This window comes from Pseudomonas shahriarae (assembly GCF_014268455.2).
Taxonomy (GTDB): Bacteria; Pseudomonadota; Gammaproteobacteria; order Pseudomonadales; family Pseudomonadaceae; genus Aquipseudomonas; species Aquipseudomonas shahriarae.
On sequence record NZ_CP077085.1, the window covers coordinates 252,412 to 268,586 of the forward strand.

General features: G+C 61.2%; 16 protein-coding genes. 11 read left to right on the forward strand and 5 right to left on the reverse strand.

Translation table 11 applies throughout. The annotated features are described in order from the left end of the window. Positions 1-43: 43 nt before the first annotated feature. Positions 44-1,045, reverse strand: a complete 1,002-nt coding sequence (locus HU773_RS01175; protein WP_057439268.1) for an LLM class flavin-dependent oxidoreductase — start codon at positions 1,043-1,045, stop codon at positions 44-46. Positions 1,046-1,257: 212 nt separating this feature from the next. Between HU773_RS01175 and HU773_RS01180 the strand changes: the two genes are divergently transcribed. Together HU773_RS01180 and HU773_RS01185 are read left to right on the forward strand one after the other, a co-directional pair. Then, on the forward strand, positions 1,258-1,689 hold the full coding sequence (locus HU773_RS01180; RefSeq protein WP_186625920.1) for an OsmC family protein: 432 nt from the start codon (positions 1,258-1,260) through the stop codon (positions 1,687-1,689). A gap of 149 nt (positions 1,690-1,838) precedes the next feature. Beyond that, positions 1,839-2,078: a DUF1161 domain-containing protein gene (locus HU773_RS01185; protein ID WP_057439267.1), complete on the forward strand. Its 240-nt coding sequence runs from the start codon at positions 1,839-1,841 to the stop codon at positions 2,076-2,078. Here HU773_RS01185 and HU773_RS01190 read toward each other — a convergent pair whose 3' ends face one another. After that, complete coding sequence (locus tag HU773_RS01190) at positions 2,079-2,507, reverse strand: PA0061/PA0062 family lipoprotein (RefSeq protein WP_128593090.1); 429 nt, start codon at positions 2,505-2,507, stop codon at positions 2,079-2,081. It abuts the gene before it with no gap. An 87-nt stretch (positions 2,508-2,594) separates the two neighbouring features. Between HU773_RS01190 and HU773_RS01195 the strand changes: the two genes are divergently transcribed. Beyond that, a complete protein-coding gene (locus tag HU773_RS01195; RefSeq protein ID WP_120731127.1) occupies positions 2,595-3,638 on the forward strand; it encodes an aminopeptidase in 1,044 nt (347 codons plus the stop codon). 84 nt (positions 3,639-3,722) lie between these two features. On the opposite strand, the gene HU773_RS01200 is transcribed toward HU773_RS01195, so the two are convergent. Together HU773_RS01200 and HU773_RS01205 are read right to left on the reverse strand one after the other, a co-directional pair. Next, on the reverse strand, positions 3,723-4,382 hold the full coding sequence (locus HU773_RS01200) for an HAD family hydrolase (RefSeq protein WP_186625921.1): 660 nt from the start codon (positions 4,380-4,382) through the stop codon (positions 3,723-3,725). Beyond that, positions 4,379-4,921, reverse strand: a complete 543-nt coding sequence (locus HU773_RS01205; RefSeq protein ID WP_120731132.1) for a gamma carbonic anhydrase family protein — start codon at positions 4,919-4,921, stop codon at positions 4,379-4,381. The genes HU773_RS01200 and HU773_RS01205 overlap by 4 nt, the downstream gene beginning before the upstream one ends. A gap of 101 nt (positions 4,922-5,022) precedes the next feature. Here HU773_RS01205 and prlC point away from each other — a divergent pair, with 101 nt between their 5' ends. The 8 genes from prlC to HU773_RS01245 all read left to right on the forward strand — a co-directional run bounded on the left by prlC (position 5,023) and on the right by HU773_RS01245 (position 15,221). Next, entirely contained in the window at positions 5,023-7,074 is a 2,052-nt protein-coding gene (prlC, locus tag HU773_RS01210) for an oligopeptidase A (protein ID WP_120731134.1), read from the forward strand. Further along, positions 7,071-7,346: a YheV family putative zinc ribbon protein gene (locus tag HU773_RS01215; protein ID WP_057439263.1), complete on the forward strand. Its 276-nt coding sequence runs from the start codon at positions 7,071-7,073 to the stop codon at positions 7,344-7,346. Before prlC ends, HU773_RS01215 begins: the two co-directional genes overlap by 4 nt. A gap of 291 nt (positions 7,347-7,637) precedes the next feature. Further along, a complete protein-coding gene (locus tag HU773_RS01220) occupies positions 7,638-8,390 on the forward strand; it encodes a gluconate 2-dehydrogenase subunit 3 family protein (RefSeq protein WP_169960462.1) in 753 nt (250 codons plus the stop codon). Between the two features lie 2 nt (positions 8,391-8,392). Then, positions 8,393-10,177 (forward strand): GMC family oxidoreductase, encoded by a 1,785-nt coding sequence (locus HU773_RS01225; RefSeq protein WP_115127087.1) that lies wholly within the window; start codon positions 8,393-8,395, stop codon positions 10,175-10,177. A 12-nt stretch (positions 10,178-10,189) separates the two neighbouring features. After that, positions 10,190-11,485 (forward strand): cytochrome c, encoded by a 1,296-nt coding sequence (locus HU773_RS01230; RefSeq protein WP_186625922.1) that lies wholly within the window; start codon positions 10,190-10,192, stop codon positions 11,483-11,485. Between the two features lie 81 nt (positions 11,486-11,566). After that, a complete protein-coding gene (locus tag HU773_RS01235) occupies positions 11,567-12,625 on the forward strand; it encodes a PA0069 family radical SAM protein (RefSeq protein WP_057957894.1) in 1,059 nt (352 codons plus the stop codon). A 231-nt stretch (positions 12,626-12,856) separates the two neighbouring features. Beyond that, on the forward strand, positions 12,857-13,588 hold the full coding sequence (locus HU773_RS01240; protein WP_057957895.1) for a carbonic anhydrase: 732 nt from the start codon (positions 12,857-12,859) through the stop codon (positions 13,586-13,588). A gap of 85 nt (positions 13,589-13,673) precedes the next feature. Then, positions 13,674-15,221 (forward strand): SulP family inorganic anion transporter, encoded by a 1,548-nt coding sequence (locus HU773_RS01245; protein WP_186625923.1) that lies wholly within the window; start codon positions 13,674-13,676, stop codon positions 15,219-15,221. An 86-nt stretch (positions 15,222-15,307) separates the two neighbouring features. Here HU773_RS01245 and HU773_RS01250 read toward each other — a convergent pair whose 3' ends face one another. After that, complete coding sequence (locus HU773_RS01250) at positions 15,308-15,955, reverse strand: hypothetical protein (protein ID WP_057957897.1); 648 nt, start codon at positions 15,953-15,955, stop codon at positions 15,308-15,310. Between the last annotated feature and the right edge of the window lie 220 nt (positions 15,956-16,175).

Below are 16,175 nucleotides of genomic sequence, written 5' to 3' on the forward strand. Positions count from 1 at the left end.
GCGTTGTCGAGCCTCGCCAAGGCTCGACAACGCCCACAGGGGTTTAGCCCTTCATCACTTGTGCCAGCAGCTCGTAGGAATGAATCCGATCAGCATGCTCGTACAGGTCGCAGGTAAAGATCAGCTCATCGGCACCGGTCTGCTCGATCAACACCTCCAGCTTGGCGCGAATCTTCGCCGGGCTCCCCACCATTGCCAGGCCTAGAAAACTACCTACCGCGTCTTTCTCATGGGGCAGCCACAGGCCGTCCATGCTGTCGACTGGCGGGCGCTGGACCAGGCTTTGCCCACGCATCAGCGCGAGGATCCGTTGGTAGACCGACGTGGCCAGGTAATCGGCCTGTTCATCGGTATCGGCGGCCACCAGCGGCACACCGAGCATTACATAAGGCTTGTCGAGCACCGCCGAAGGCTTGAAGTGATTGCGATAGACGCGAATCGCCTCATGCATCATGCGCGGTGCGAAATGGGAGGCGAAGGCGTAGGGCAAACCGCGCTCGCCGGCCAGTTGGGCGCTGAACAGGCTGGAGCCGAGCAGCCAGATCGGGACGTTGGTGCCGGTGCCCGGCATGGCGATCACCCGTTGGTCGGGGGTACGCGGGCCCAGGTAGGCCATCAACTCGGCCACATCTTCCGGGAAGTCATCGGCGCTGCCGGAGCGCTCGCGGCGCAAGGCGCGGGCGGTCATCTGGTCGGAGCCGGGTGCGCGGCCCAGGCCCAGGTCGATCCGGCCGGGGTAGAGGCTCTCCAGGGTGCCGAACTGTTCAGCGATCACCAGTGGCGCATGGTTGGGCAGCATCACGCCGCCTGCGCCGACCCGGATGGTCGAGGTGCCGCCGGCCAGGTAGCCCAGCAGCACCGAAGTCGCGGAGCTGGCGATGCCATCCATATTGTGGTGCTCGGCTACCCAGAAACGGGTGTAGCCGAGCTTTTCCACGTGCTGGGCCAGGTCCAGGGAATTGCGCAGCGACTGCGCCGGGCTGCCATTGGCGCGCACCGGTACCAGGTCGAGGGTCGAGAACTTTACATCGGACAGTGGTTTCATAAGCCTGCTTCTCCATAGGGGCGCAGGCTTGTGACGAACCAAAACCTGCCGCTTCATGTGCATGTTCTATGCAATGTGGGCATATACCCGAGATTCAATAGTGGGCATGAAATTTCCTACTAATCCACTTGGTTTTTCCGACGGGGTGAACTTTGCCAGAGGTTCTATCCTCAGAACCTTACTGATGCACAACCACTGCTTGGGAGATCGCTATGAGTATCGTAAAAAAAGCCTCCGCACACTGGGAAGGCGACCTGAAAACCGGTCTGGGCTCTATCTCGACCGAAACCGGCGTACTGCGCGAAGCCCCCTACGGCTTCAAGGCACGTTTCGAAGGCGGCAAGGGCACTAACCCTGAAGAACTGATCGGCGCGGCCCATGCCGGTTGTTTCTCCATGGCCTTTTCCATGATTCTCGGTGATGCCGGGCTCAAGGCCGACAGTATCGACACCCAGGCCGAAGTGACCCTGGACCAGGTGGACGGTGGTTTTGCGATCACAGCGGTTCACCTGATCCTCAAGGCCAAGATTCCCGGCGCGAGTCAGACGCAGTTCGATGAACTGAGCAAGAAGGCCAAGGAAGGATGCCCGGTGTCCAAGGTGCTGAATGCCACCATCACCCTGGATGGCACCCTCGTCAGCTGACCCTGCGCAGGTCCAATGTGGGAGCGGGCTTGCTCGCCCCCCACATTTTGTTCTGCGTTAAATCAGAACTCGCGTTTCGCAAATGTGGTCTCATACCCATGCAGCCTTTGGCGCACACCCGTGCGCAGCGCATTTAGGGAGCTTCACACATGAAACGTTTTGCCTTGGCGATTATCTGCGGTGTTTTGGCCACATCGGCAATGGCCGCGCCGAAAGACTGTGAAGAGCTCAGGAAAGAGATTGAAGTCGGCCTACAGGCCAAGGCAATCCCGTCCTACACCCTGGAAATCATCACCGCCGAAGAAGCCAAAAATCATGACGAAGCCATGATCGTCGGCTCCTGCGAAAACGGCACCAAGCGCATCATCTACCAGCGCAACGATGACTGATCAGGGAATGCAGTTGACGCTGCGTTCCTCGGCCAGCAACTGACGCTGGGCGTCATACAGCCGGATGTTCGGGGTAAAGCCCAGCGAACGCCCTTCCAGGCGGTAGCGTTGGCCGGCCTGGAACTGGTCGTATTGCAGGGTGATAAAACAGGTGCGCTCCTGGGGCTGGTTCAGCCCGCCACCCAGGCCCGCCCCGGCATACACTTCAAAATCAAAACGCACCATCAACTCATGGCTGCCCGCTGGCACCTGGAAGTAGCGCCCGTCTTCCAGGGCCTTGCCGTCCAGGCGTTGCGCCATGACCAGCTTGGCGCCCGGCGTCGGCGTGGCGAAATCGACCCAGGCCTGTTGCGGGTCGGCGGGCGGGATTGGCGCGGAGGCACAGGCGCTGAGAAAAATCGCCGCCAAGGGAAGCAGGAGCTGACGCATAGTGGGCACTCAACCGTAGGAATGGTATGAGCATAACCCCTGCCGGCCAGTTAGTCTGGCGGGCCAATGACTCTGGAGCGGTTTGACATGGTGTGGCGTTTCTTGGCGGGGCTGACGTGCCTGTGGCTCGGCGGTTGCTCCAGTGTCAGCTACTACAGCCAACTGGCCAGCGGCCAATGGCAGTTACTGCAGGCGCGGCAGCCGGTGGCCGAAGTGATTGCCGATCCGACGCGCCCGCAAGTGTTGCGTGAGCATTTGGCGCACTCCCAGAAGGCGCGCACCTTCGCCAGCCAACAGTTGCACCTGCCTGACAATCAGAGCTATCGCCTGTATGCCGATATCGGCCGGCCGTATGTCGTCTGGAATGTCTTCGCTACATCAGAATTTTCCTTGTTACCCCAGAACCATTGCTTCCCGATTGCCGGATGTGTGGCCTACCGTGGTTATTACACTCAGGGTGCGGCGCGGGGCGAGGCGGCGTTGTTGCAACTGCGTGGCATGGATGTGTCGATTGGCGGGGTCGAGGCCTATTCCACCCTCGGCTGGTTCGATGACCCGATCATGAGTTCGATGATGCGCTGGGGTGAAGAGCGCCTGGCCACGGTAATTTTTCACGAGCTGGCGCACCAGCGCTTTTATGTGAAGGACGACACCGAGTTCAATGAGTCGTTTGCCACCTTCGTCGAGCAGGAAGGCACCCGGCAATGGCGCGCGGCCCGTGGCCTGGCGCCTGCGAGCGAATCGACCTTGAAGCAGCGCGACCAGTTTATCCAGTTGATCCTCGACACCCGCAGCCGCCTGGAGCGCCTGTATGCGCAGCCGTTGGCCGCCGATGCCATGCGCCAGGCCAAGGCCGCCGAGTTCGAGCGCTTGCGCAGTGATTATCGGCAGATGCGCGACAGCCAGTGGGGCGGCGACAAGCGTTATGACGCCTGGATCAATCAGCCGATGAACAATGCGCGGTTGTTGCCGTTTGGGCTGTATGACCAGTGGGTGCCGGCGTTTGCGGCGTTGTTCCGCCGCGAGGGTGGGGATTGGCTGAGGTTCTACGGTGCCGTGGAGCAGTTGGGGCGCTTGCCGGTGGAGCAGCGCAAATTGGCGTTGCGGCAGTTGGAGGGGCGTGACCTTTAGGGCCCCATCGCAGGCAAGCCAGCTGCCACATGTTGATGTGTGAACACCGCCAATGTGGGAGCGGGCTTGCCCGCGATAGCGGTCTCAATCCCGCCGCAAAAATGCCTGATGCATCTCGTCCAGCGTCTCAAAATGCCAGCGCGGCGCTTCGGCACTCAATTCTGCAAAACTGCCAAACCCATACCCCACCGCCGCTGCATCCAGGCCATTGCTACGTGCGCCGATCAGGTCGTGCTTACGGTCGCCGATCATCAAGGTACTGGCCGGGTCCAGCCCTTCCTCGTGCATCAAGTGGGCGATCAGTTCGACCTTGTTGGTGCGCGTGCCGTCCAGCTCACTGCCGTAGATCACCTTGAAGTGCTTGGCGAAATCGAAATGCCGGGCGATCTCCCGGGCAAATTCCCACGGCTTGGAGGTGGCCACATACAGCTGGCGCCCCTGGCCATTCAACGTTTCCAGCAATGGCATGACCCCGTCGAACACCCGGTTTTCATAGAGCCCGGTGACCTTGAAGCGTTCGCGATAGAAATTCACCGCCTGCCACGCCCGGGCCTCGTCGAAATCGTAGAACTGCATAAAGGCCTGCAGCAACGGCGGGCCGATAAAGTGTTCGAGCTTGGTCAGGTCCGGCTCATCAATGCCCAGCTTGGCCAAGGCGTATTGGATCGAGCGGGTGATGCCTTCCCGTGGGTCGGTCAGGGTGCCGTCCAGGTCAAATAGAACCGTCTGGTAATCCAGGGTCATTGGTCGAATCCCTCTGCCAGGTGCAGGTCCTTGAGCTTCACGTAGTTCGCGGCGCTATAGGTGAAAAAGGCGCGTTCCTTGTCAGAAAGCGCGCGAATTTGTTTAACCGGGCTGCCCACATACAAAAAACCGCTTTCAAGTTTCTTGCCCGGCGGCACCAGGCTGCCGGCACCGATGATCACATCGTCTTCAACCACCGCGCCGTCCATCACAATGCTGCCCATGCCGATCAGGATGCGACTGCCGACGGTGCAGCCATGCAGCATGACCTTGTGGGCGATGGTCACGTCGTCACCGATCAGCAGCGGGAAACCGTCAGGATTGAACGGCCCGGCGTGGGTAATGTGCAGCACGCAGCCATCCTGCACGCTGGTGCGCGCGCCGATGCGGATACGGTGCATGTCGCCGCGAATCACCGTCAGCGGCCAGACCGAGCTGCCGGCGCCGATTTCGACATCGCCGATCACCACCGCCGAAGCATCGACGAAAGCCCCGGCGCCGAGGGTTGGCGTGTGATTCTGATAGGTGCGAAGGGTCACGATAGCCTCTCTCTGTTTGGTTGATAGCTGCGGTGGACGTTGATTGTAATTAAGATGGCCCCATCTTTGTCTTACCTGTTTCTTCAGCCAAGGTGCCAACCGTGAGCGCGAACAACCCTCTTTTGCAGTCCTACGACCTGCCGCCGTTCTCGGCGATCCGTGCCGAGCACGTCCAACCGGCCATCGAACAGATCCTGGCCGACAACCGCGTCGCCATCGAAGGCATCCTGCAAAGCCAGGGAAAAAATCCGACCTGGGCTGGCCTGGTCCTGGCCATGGATGAACTCAACGACCGCCTGGGCGCGGCCTGGAGCCCGGTCAGCCACCTCAATGCCGTGTGCAACAGCGCCGAACTGCGCGAAGCCTATGAGGCCTGCCTGCCGGCATTGAGCGCCTATTCCACCGAGATGGGCCAGAACCGCGAGCTGTTCCAGGCCTTCGAAGCCCTGGCCAACAGCCCGGAAGCGGCCGGTTTCGACGTGGCGCAAAAAACCATTCTGGAGCACGCGCTGCGCGACTTCCGCCTGTCGGGTATCGACCTGCCGCCTGAGCAGCAGAAGCGCTATGCCGAGGTGCAGAGCAAACTCTCCGAACTGGGCAGCAAGTTCTCCAACCAATTGCTCGACGCCACCCAGGCCTGGACCAAGCACGTCACCGACGAAGCCACCCTGGCCGGCCTGACCGACTCAGCCAAAGCGCAAATGGCTGCTGCGGCCCAGGCCAAAGGCCTCGACGGCTGGCTGATCAGCCTGGAATTCCCCAGCTACTACGCGGTGATGACCTACGCCCACGACCGCGCCCTACGTGAAGAAATCTACGCGGCCTACTGCACCCGCGCGTCGGACCAGGGCCCGAATGCCGGTCAGAACGATAACGGCCCGGTGATGGAACAGATCCTCGACCTGCGTCAGGAATTGGCCCAACTGCTTGGCTTCGCCTCTTTCTCCGAACTGAGCCTGGCCACCAAAATGGCCGAATCCAGCGACCAGGTACTGAGTTTCCTGCGTGACCTGGCCAAGCGCAGCAAGCCATTTGCCACCCAGGACCTGCAGCAGCTCAAGGCCTACGCTGCCGAACAAGGCTGCGCCGACCTGCAAAGCTGGGACAGCGGTTTCTACGGTGAAAAACTGCGTGAACAGCGCTACAGCGTGTCCCAGGAAGCCCTGCGTGCCTACTTCCCGATCGACAAAGTGCTGGGCGGGCTGTTTGCCATCGTCCAGCGCCTGTACGGCATCGAGATCGCCGAGCAAAAAGGCTTCGATACCTGGCACCCGGATGTCCGCCTGTTCGAAATCAAGGAAAACGGCCAGCACGTCGGCCGCTTCTTCTTCGATCTGTATGCCCGCGCCAACAAGCGTGGCGGTGCCTGGATGGACGGCGCCCGTGATCGTCGGCGTACCGCCGAGGGTGCGCTGCAAAGCCCGGTGGCCAACCTGGTGTGCAACTTCACCCCGGCCGACAGCGGCAAGCCTGCCCTGCTGACCCACGATGAAGTCACCACCCTGTTCCACGAATTCGGTCACGGCCTGCACCACCTGCTGACCCGCGTCGAACACGCGGGCGTGTCCGGTATCAACGGTGTGGCCTGGGATGCGGTGGAGTTGCCGAGCCAGTTTATGGAGAACTGGTGCTGGGAGCCGGAAGGCCTGGCGCTGATTTCCGGTCACTATGAAAGTGGCGAAGCATTGCCCCAGGACCTGCTGCAAAAAATGCTCGCGGCGAAGAACTTCCAGTCCGGCCTGATGATGGTGCGCCAACTGGAATTCTCGCTGTTCGACTTTGAGCTGCACGCTACCCACGGCGATGGCCGCAGCGTGGCGCAGGTGCTCGAAGGCGTGCGCGACGAAGTGTCGGTGATGCGTCCTCCGGCCTACAACCGCTTCCCCAACAGCTTCGCGCATATCTTCGCCGGCGGTTACGCGGCGGGGTACTACAGCTACAAGTGGGCCGAAGTGTTGTCGGCGGATGCCTTCTCCAAGTTCGAAGAAGACGGCGTGCTCAATGCCGAGACTGGCCGGGCGTTCCGCGAGGCGATCCTGGCCCGTGGCGGTTCCCAGGCGCCGATGGTGTTGTTCGTCGACTTCCGCGGACGCGCACCGTCGATTGACGCACTCTTGCGCCACAGCGGCCTGAGTGAGGACGCAGCAGCATGAGTGACGGGCCTGTGATCACCAAAAAGCAATTTATCGCCGGGGCCGTGTGCCCGGCGTGCAGCGAGCCGGACAAGTTGAAGATGTGGACCGAAGACAACGTGCCCCATCGCGAATGCGTGGCCTGCGGCTATACCGACACGCTCAACGACCAGGGTTTGTCGGTGCCCAAGGAATTGGGCACGCGGGTCAATACCTCGGCGTTGAAAGCGCCGGCGGACCCCAAGGTGCAGGCGGTGCAGTTCTTCCCTAATCCGAAGCTGAAAAAAGACTGACGGGCCTTACTCCGTCCAACCTGTGGGAACAGGCTTGTGTAGGAGCTGGCTTGCCTGCGATAGCATCACCTCGGTGTCACTGATACACCGAGGCGTCTGCATCGCAGGCAAGCCAGCTCCTACATGAGCCAGCTCCCACATTTTTTTGCGCGCATTTCTCGATTTTCCTGGCTGAAACGGTTCTCTCATTCCTTAGCCTGCTATCATTTGTAACCATTGATTACATTCAAAACGACAAGCCGCTCCATGAAGCGACTGCTCAAACCCGTGACCACATGATGAGGTGCCACCATGTCTGATCAAGATCGAGACAACCCCCGGCGTGACTTTTTGCGCAAATCCTTGACCTTGATCCCGGTGGTCACGGTTGCCAGCACTGGCCTTGGCGGCTCGATGCTGATGGCCACGCCCGAACCTGCCCAGGCCAGCCCGGCCAGTGCGCCCGCCAGCGAAAAGGCCTACGAGCCGAGCTACTTCACCGCTGAGGAGTGGGCCTTTATCAACGCCGCCGTCGCGCGTTTGATCCCTGCTGATGCCCAAGGCCCAGGCGCTTTGGAAGCCGGCGCGCCGGAATATATCGACCGGCAGATGAACACCCCCTACGCCAGTGGCGCCCTGTGGTTTATGCAAGGCCCGTTCAATGCCGACGCCCCGCCCGAGATGGGCTGGCAGAGCAAACTGGTGCCCAGGGAGATCTATCGCCTGGGTATTGCCGCCACGGATTCCTGGTCGAAAGCGTTCAACGGTAAAACATTTGCTGGGCAAGACAGCGCTACCCAGGATGATTTGCTGCGTCGCCTGGAGGCGGGCGGTGCCGAAACCGGCGAGCATTTCGCGGCGGTCCCGCCGAAGATTTTCTTCAATTTGTTGCTGCAAAACACCAAGGAAGGGTTCTTCTGCGACCCGATCCACGGCGGCAACAAAGGCATGGTCGGCTGGACCATGATCGGCTTCCCCGGCGCCCGCGCCGATTTCATGGATTGGGTTGAACGCAACGAGCAATACCCCTTCCCGGCTGTTTCCATCCGCGGCGAGAGGGCATAAACGTGGCGACCATCATGAAGAAAGTGGATGCGGTTATCGTCGGCTTCGGCTGGACAGGCGCGATCATGGCCAAGGAACTGACCGAAGCCGGCTTGCACGTGGTAGCGCTGGAGCGCGGCCCGATGCAGGACACCTACCCGGACGGTAATTACCCACAGGTGATCGACGAACTGACCTACAGCGTGCGCAAAAAGCTGTTCCAGGACATCTCCAAGGAAACCGTGACCATTCGCCATAGCGTGAATGACATTGCCCTGCCCAACCGTCAGTTGGGCGCCTTCCTGCCGGGTAACGGCGTAGGCGGCGCGGGCCTGCACTGGTCGGGTGTGCATTTCCGGGTGGACCCCATCGAATTGCGCATGCGCAGCCACTACGAAGAGCGCTACGGCAAAAATTTCATCCCCAAGGACATGACCATCCAGGACTTCGGCGTCAGCTACGAAGAGCTGGAACCGTTCTTTGACTACGCCGAAAAAGTCTTCGGCACCTCCGGCCAGGCCTGGACCGTCAAAGGCCAACTGGTGGGTGAAGGCAAGGGCGGCAACCCTTATGCGCCGGATCGCTCCAGCCATTTCCCACTGGAGTCGCAGAAAAACACCTACTCGGCGCAGCTGTTCCAGAAAGCTGCCGCCGATGTGGGCTATAAGCCCTACAACCTACCTTCGGCCAATACCTCGGGGCCCTACACCAACCCCTATGGCGCGCAGATGGGGCCGTGCAACTTCTGTGGTTTTTGCAGCGGGTATGTCTGCTACATGTACTCCAAGGCATCGCCCAACGTGAACATCCTGCCGGCCCTGCGCCAGGTGCCGAACTTTGAGCTGCGGCCAAATTCCCACGTGCTCAAGGTCAATCTCGACAGCACCAAGCGCAAAGCCACTGGCGTGACCTATATCGACGCCCAGGGCCGGGAGATCGAGCAACCGGCGGACCTGGTGATTCTTGGCGCCTTCCAGTTCCATAACGTGCGCCTGATGCTGCTCTCGGGCATCGGCAAGCCCTACGACCCGATCACGGGCGAAGGGGTGGTGGGCAAGAACTTCGCCTACCAGAACATGGCCACCATCAAGGCCTACTTCGACAAAGACGTGCATACCAACAACTTCATCGGCGCTGGCGGCAATGGCGTGGCGGTGGACGATTTCAACGCCGATAACTTCGACCATGGTCCCCATGGCTTTGTCGGCGGCTCGCCGATGTGGGTCAACCAGGCGGGCAGCCGGCCGATTGCCGGCACCTCCAACCCGCCGGGCACGCCGGCCTGGGGCAGTGCGTGGAAGCGCGCCACCGCCGATTACTACACCCACCAGGTGTCGATGGACGCCCACGGCGCCCATCAATCCTACCGGGGCAACTACCTCGATCTGGACCCGGTTTACCGTGATGCCTACGGCCTGCCGCTGCTGCGCATGACCTTCGACTGGCAGGAAAATGACATCAAGATGAACCGCTTCATGGTCGAAAAAATGGGCAAGATCGCCGAAGCGATGAACCCCAAGGCGATTGCCGTGCTCGGCAAGAAGGTCGGCGATCACTTCAACACCGCGTCCTACCAGACCACCCACCTCAACGGTGGCGCGATCATGGGGACCGACCCGAAGACCAGCGCGTTGAACCGCTACCTGCAGTGCTGGGATGTGCACAACGTGTTTGTCCCAGGTGCATCTGCTTTCCCACAAGGCCTGGGCTACAACCCTACGGGCCTGGTGGCGGCGCTGACCTATTGGTCGGCCCGGGCGATTCGCGAGCAGTACCTGAAAAACCCCGGCCCGCTGGTTCAGGCATAAGGAGCGACGACCATGAAAGCATTTGTTATCGCGACCCTGGCCCTGTTCAGCAGTTGCTCGGTGAGCGCGGCTGAAACTGATCTGATCAAACAAGGCGAATACCTGGCCCGCGCCGGTGACTGCGTGGCCTGCCACACCGCCAAGGGCGGCAAGCCGTTTGCCGGTGGCCTGCCGATGGAAACCCCGATCGGCGTGATCTACTCCACCAACATCACCCCGGACAAAACCGGCCTGGGGGACTACAGCTTTGAAGACTTCGACAAGGCCGTGCGCCATGGCGTCGCCAAAAGCGGTAGTACCCTTTACCCGGCGATGCCCTACCCGTCTTACGCTCGCGTCAGCGAAACCGATATGCAGGCGCTGTATGCGTACTTCATGAAAGGGGTGGAGCCGGTCGCCCAGCCGAACCAGGACAGCGACATTCCCTGGCCCTTGAGCATGCGCTGGCCCCTGGCCGCGTGGCGCTGGATGTTCGCGCCCGAGGTGGCGGACTACCAGGCCCCGGCCGATGCCGACCCGGTAATCAGCCGTGGCGCCTACCTGGTGGAAGGTCTCGGCCACTGTGGCGCCTGCCACACCCCGCGCGCTCTGACCATGCAGGAAAAGGCCCTGAGCGCGTCTGAAGGTTCTGCGTTCCTGTCGGGCAGTGCGCCGCTGGAAGGCTGGATCGCCAAAAGCCTGCGCGGTGACCACAAGGATGGCCTGGGCAGTTGGAGCGAAGAACAGCTGGTGCAGTTTCTCAAGACCGGCCGCAGTGATCGCAGTGCGGTGTTTGGCGGCATGAGCGACGTTGTAGTCCACAGCATGCAGTACATGTCTGAAGACGACCTGACCGCTATCGCCCGTTACCTCAAGAGCCTGCCGGCAGTCGACCCCAAGGATCAGCCGCACCAATACGACAAGCAGGTGGCCGAGGCGCTGTGGAAGGGCGATGACAGCCAGCCGGGCGCGGCGGTGTACATCGACAACTGCGCGGCCTGCCATCGTACCGATGGTCATGGCTATACCCGGGTGTTCCCGGCGCTGGCGGGCAATCCGGTGTTGCAGACGGCGGATGCCACATCGTTGATCAACATTGTGTTGAATGGCGGAACCCTGCCGGCCACTCACGCCGCGCCTTCCACCTTCACCATGCCAGCCTTTGCCTGGCGTCTGTCGGATCAGGAAGTGGCGGATGTGGTGAGTTTTATCCGTGGCAGCTGGGGTAACCAGGGGGCGCCGGTGAAGGCTGGCGACGTGGCCGACCTGCGCAAAAGCGATAAACACACCACCTCGGGCGACGATCTGGGGCAAGTGACGAGTCACTGATTCAGCCTTTGCCGCCCAACGGCACTGGTCAGAGACGCTGCGCCTCGATACTGTATATAAAAACAGTATCGAGGCGCTTGTATGTCCACTCCTCTGCCGCCGCGCGGGCGAGGCACCGCCACCAACCTGCACAATCGCTTTGCGCCCACGGTCAGTGTGGCCGAGGACGACGGTTGGTATCAGGAAGTACCGCCGACCCAGGGCACCGAAGTGCGCATCGAGACGGCGAAGACCATCATCACCCGCAACACCTCGCCGGACCTGCCGTTCGACCGCTCCATCAACCCTTACAGGGGGTGTGAGCACGGTTGTATCTATTGTTATGCGCGGCCCAGCCATGCCTATTGGGACATGTCCCCGGGCCTGGACTTTGAAACCAAGCTGATCGCCAAGAGCAACGCCGCCCAGGTGCTGGAGCAACAATTGTCCAAGCCCGGCTATGTGTGCGCGCCGATCAATTTGGGCTCCAATACGGACCCGTATCAACCGATCGAACGTGAATACCAGATCACCCGGCAAACCCTGGAGGTGCTGCTGCGCTATCGCCACCCGGTGACTATCGTGACCAAGGGGTCGTTGATCCTGCGTGACCTTGACCTGCTCACGGAGCTGGCCCGCCAGCGGCTGGTGGCGGTGATGATCAGCCTCACCAGCCTGGACGATGAACTCAAGCGCATCCTCGAGCCCCGCGCGGCGGCGCCCAAGGCGCGGCTGCGGGCGATCCGGGTAATGCGCGAGGCGGGTATCCCGGTGGGTGTGCTGTGTTCGCCAATGATTCCGATGATCAACGACAGTGAACTGGAAAGCCTGCTGGCCGAAGCCCATGCCGCCGGGGCGCAGAGTGCGGCCTATATGATGCTGCGCCTGCCCCTTGAAGTAGCGCCGCTGTTCGAGGAATGGCTGGCGGCCCATTATCCGCAGCGAGCGGCCCATGTGATGAGCCTGGTCCGCCAGGTACGTGGCGGGGAAGTCTATGACAGCCGCTTCGGTGTGCGCATGCGCGGTGAGGGGCCGTTTGCCGATTTGCTGGCGCAACGATTTGCCAAGGCGATCAAGCGCTTGGGGCTCAATCGTCGGGAAGGGTTCAATCTTGATTGCAGTGCATTCTGTCCGCCCGGCAGGCAGCTGGCTTTGTTGTAGACTGATACAAAAGCGCGTGTTGCCCGGCCAGGGTGGTCGCGTTTTGATATCACTGAAACCCGCGAGATAGAGCGGTTGATTCAGTTTGAGTTAAGTTTCGGCAGGTACCTTGTTCATCAAGTGACTGGTGGGTCGGCGGCACTGGCTGGGTGGTTTCCATGTGTTGTTTCCCGGTGATCGCGCGTCGACCTGAACTAGAAGACTCTCCTGCCCCAACCACGAGGATGAATCATGAGTGACAAGGATAAACAGCCGTTGGCTGCGTCGGCTTCAGCCCCTCACGAGGCGGAGTCCGCCGATGCAGCGCTGCAGCACATTGTTGATGGTTTTTTGCATTTCCATAATGAGGTCTTCCCCCAGCAGGAAGAGCTCTTCAAGAAGCTCGCCACGGCCCAGAGCCCACGGGCGATGTTTATCACCTGTGCCGACTCGCGCATTGTTCCGGAACTGATCACCCAGAGCTCCCCGGGCGATCTGTTCGTGACCCGTAACGTAGGTAACGTCGTGCCGCCCTATGGGCAGATGAACGGCGGTGTGTCCACGGCCATCGAGTACGCGGTGCTGGCGCTTGGCGTGCAGCACATTATTGTCTGCGGCCACTCCGATTGTGGCGCCATGCGGGCAGTGCTCAACCCCCAGAGCCTGGAAAAAATGCCCACGGTCAAAGCCTGGCTGCGCCACGCCGAGGTCGCCAAGACCATGGTCCAGGACAACTGTGATTGCGCCAACGAAGGCGAAAGCATGCAGGTGCTGACCGAAGAAAACGTCATCGCCCAGTTGCAACACTTGCGCACCCACCCCTCCGTGGCTTCGCGCATGGCCAACGGTCATTTGTTTATCCATGGCTGGATCTACAACATCGAGACCAGTGAAATCAAAGCCTACGACGCGGATCAGGCCACATTCCGGCCGTTGAGCGGTTCCGGACCGATCCCTTCGGCGACGCCCAAAGCGCGCTTCTAAAACAATCCCCTGCCGGGTAATGCGATGGCTGCCATGGATGCAGCCAGGCCTTGCCACGCCCGGCGAATGCCTCGGGAGAGTCATCATGCGTGCAGCTCAATTAAAAACAGTGCTGCCACGGGAGCTGTTGGCTTCGGTGGTGGTGTTTCTGGTGGCCTTGCCCTTGTGCATGGGGATCGCCATTGCCTCGGGCATGCCCCCGGCCAAGGGCCTGCTTACCGGGATCATTGGTGGCCTGGTGGTGGGCTGGCTGGCCGGCTCGCCCCTGCAAGTCAGCGGGCCGGCGGCCGGCTTGGCGGTGTTGGTGTTCGAACTGGTGCGCCAGCACGGCATGCTGATGCTCGGGCCGATCCTGTTGTTGGCCGGCTTCCTGCAACTGGTGGCCGGGCGCCTGCGCCTGGGCTGCTGGTTCCGGGTGACGGCGCCGGCGGTGGTCTACGGCATGCTGGCGGGGATCGGAGTGTTGATTGTCCTGTCGCAGGTCCACGTGATGCTCGATGGGGCGCCCAAACCCTCCGGGCTGGATAACCTCGCCGGCTTTCCCGCCGCAGTGGCCCAGGCCATTCCCAGCCTGGGTGGCGGGCTCGGTTGGCAAGCCGGTCTGCTGGGCCTGGCGACCATGCTGGTGATGTGGTTGTGGGACCGGTTTCGCCCGCAAAAACTGCGTTTTGTGCCGGGGGCATTGCTCGGCGTGGGCCTGGCGACCGCGACCAGCCTGGCGCTGGCCCTGCAGGTCAAGCGCGTTGAGGTGCCAGAAAACCTTGCCGACGCAATTGATTGGCTGCGCCCCAGCGACCTGTTGAACCTGGCCGACCCCAACCTGTTGATCGCGGCCTTCGCGGTGGCCTTTATTGCCAGTGCCGAAACTCTGCTCTCGGCGGCAGCAGTGGACCGCATGCATAACGGCCAACGCTCGGACTTCGACAAGGAATTATCCGCCCAGGGTGTAGGCAACATGCTGTGCGGTCTGGTAGGCGCATTGCCCATGACCGGTGTGATTGTGCGCAGCTCGGCCAACGTCCAGGCGGGAGCGACCACGCGTTTGTCGGCGATGTTCCACGGTCTCTGGCTGCTGGCCTTTGTGTTGCTGCTGTCGAGCTTGCTGCAGAGCATTCCGGTGGCGAGCCTGGCGGGTGTGCTGGTGTACACCGGGATCAAGCTGGTGGATCTCAAGGCTTTCCGTGGCCTGGGGCGCTATGGCCGGATGCCGATGTTCACCTACGCGGCCACGGCCCTGGCGATCATCTTTACCGACTTGCTGACGGGCGTGCTGGTGGGCTTCGGCCTGACCCTGGTGAAACTGGCGTGGAAGGCATCACGCTTGAAAGTCAGCCTGGTCGACCTGCCCGAGGACGGTGAAATGGAGTTGCGACTGGTGGGGGCGGCGACCTTTCTCAAGGTGCCTGCATTGACCCAGGTGCTGGCGATCGTGCCGGCGGGGACCACCGTGCATGTGCCGCTCAATAACCTGAGCTACGTGGACCATTCGTGTCTGGAGTTGCTGGAGGAATGGGGGCGGGCCAATGCGGCGAAGGGTTCGAAGTTGGTGATCGAGGCGCGGGGGTTGAAGCGTCGATTGGAAGGGCGGATACGTACCACGACGCGGATTGGTTCGGCCCCGTCAGTGGGCTGACGAAACCGGATAAAAAAATGTGGGCGCGGCGGTGCGACGATTCGACTTGCCCGCTCCCACATTTGTTCTATGCCTGGCAGGAAAACTCAGGCCGGCTGATCCAGCTCCAACTCCACACCCAACTGGCGCGACAGGCACGGCCAGCGTTTCCACGCGGCTTCCGTTGCCGGGCTCTTGAGCTGCTCGCGATAGGCCTCGACGGACTCCAGGGCGAAACTCTCTTCATTGAGCATTTCATCCACCGCCAGGTGCACGGCTTCGTCCAGCTGATTGGCGAAATCTTCGCCGATCAACTGGTGGGCAATCACATTGGCAACGGTGGTGTCCGCCGGAATCAAGGGCTGGCCGAAATGCTTGATATACAGATCGTTGACTTCTTCCACCAGCCGATGGGCCAGGTAGGCCTCGTCCAGCAGGCCGTTCAGGCCTTCATGGGCGGCCAGGATCGCGGGTGGCTGCAGAAAGAAGTGCTCGGCAATTTTCAGCACCGGCTTGATCTGGCTTTCAATTCCGGCTTCCCGGGCCACGTCGTTGGCGGCATCCAGCAGGTCCGGGACCTGGGCGATGTAGGCGCTGACGAAACGTGTCATCACCGCGTTACGATCACCCTCGGCCAGGGAAATGGCCGAGTGCAGGTGCGGTAACTGTGCGTCCAGTTGTTTAGCCAACAGGCCGGTGGATGCTTCGTGTTGATGGGCACGGGAAATCTGCTCGCGCAATGCGGCGGTGTTCATGAAAGCTCCAGTAATACGGGCGTAGGAAAGGGGATTGCATAAGGTAGCTCGTTTATACGAGCCCCTAAGATGCATTTGTCATAATTATTTCATGGTTATGCATCGCTGTTATATCGAATCGCCATCGTTCGTCGGATAGGCCTTCAATCTGCGGGCTGGCCAGCGCCGTTCGTCTCTTTTCACTGATTTGCCCCCTCACATTGCGGGGTCGCAGTCGCTG

Bases quoted from the DNA above. Each gene is read 5' to 3' on its own strand.
- HU773_RS01175 (WP_057439268.1), bottom strand. From the start codon at position 1,045: ATGAAACCACTGTCCGATGTAAAGTTCTCGACCCTCGACCTGGTACCG.
- HU773_RS01180 (WP_186625920.1), top strand. From the start codon at position 1,258: ATGAGTATCGTAAAAAAAGCCTCCGCACACTGGGAAGGCGACCTGAAA.
- HU773_RS01185 (WP_057439267.1), top strand. From the start codon at position 1,839: ATGAAACGTTTTGCCTTGGCGATTATCTGCGGTGTTTTGGCCACATCG.
- HU773_RS01190 (WP_128593090.1), bottom strand. From the start codon at position 2,507: ATGCGTCAGCTCCTGCTTCCCTTGGCGGCGATTTTTCTCAGCGCCTGT.
- HU773_RS01195 (WP_120731127.1), top strand. From the start codon at position 2,595: ATGGTGTGGCGTTTCTTGGCGGGGCTGACGTGCCTGTGGCTCGGCGGT.
- HU773_RS01200 (WP_186625921.1), bottom strand. From the start codon at position 4,382: ATGACCCTGGATTACCAGACGGTTCTATTTGACCTGGACGGCACCCTG.
- HU773_RS01215 (WP_057439263.1), top strand. From the start codon at position 7,071: ATGAGTGACGGGCCTGTGATCACCAAAAAGCAATTTATCGCCGGGGCC.
- HU773_RS01220 (WP_169960462.1), top strand. From the start codon at position 7,638: ATGTCTGATCAAGATCGAGACAACCCCCGGCGTGACTTTTTGCGCAAA.
- HU773_RS01230 (WP_186625922.1), top strand. From the start codon at position 10,190: ATGAAAGCATTTGTTATCGCGACCCTGGCCCTGTTCAGCAGTTGCTCG.
- HU773_RS01235 (WP_057957894.1), top strand. From the start codon at position 11,567: ATGTCCACTCCTCTGCCGCCGCGCGGGCGAGGCACCGCCACCAACCTG.
- HU773_RS01240 (WP_057957895.1), top strand. From the start codon at position 12,857: ATGAGTGACAAGGATAAACAGCCGTTGGCTGCGTCGGCTTCAGCCCCT.
- HU773_RS01245 (WP_186625923.1), top strand. From the start codon at position 13,674: ATGCGTGCAGCTCAATTAAAAACAGTGCTGCCACGGGAGCTGTTGGCT.
- HU773_RS01250 (WP_057957897.1), bottom strand. From the start codon at position 15,955: ATGAACACCGCCGCATTGCGCGAGCAGATTTCCCGTGCCCATCAACAC.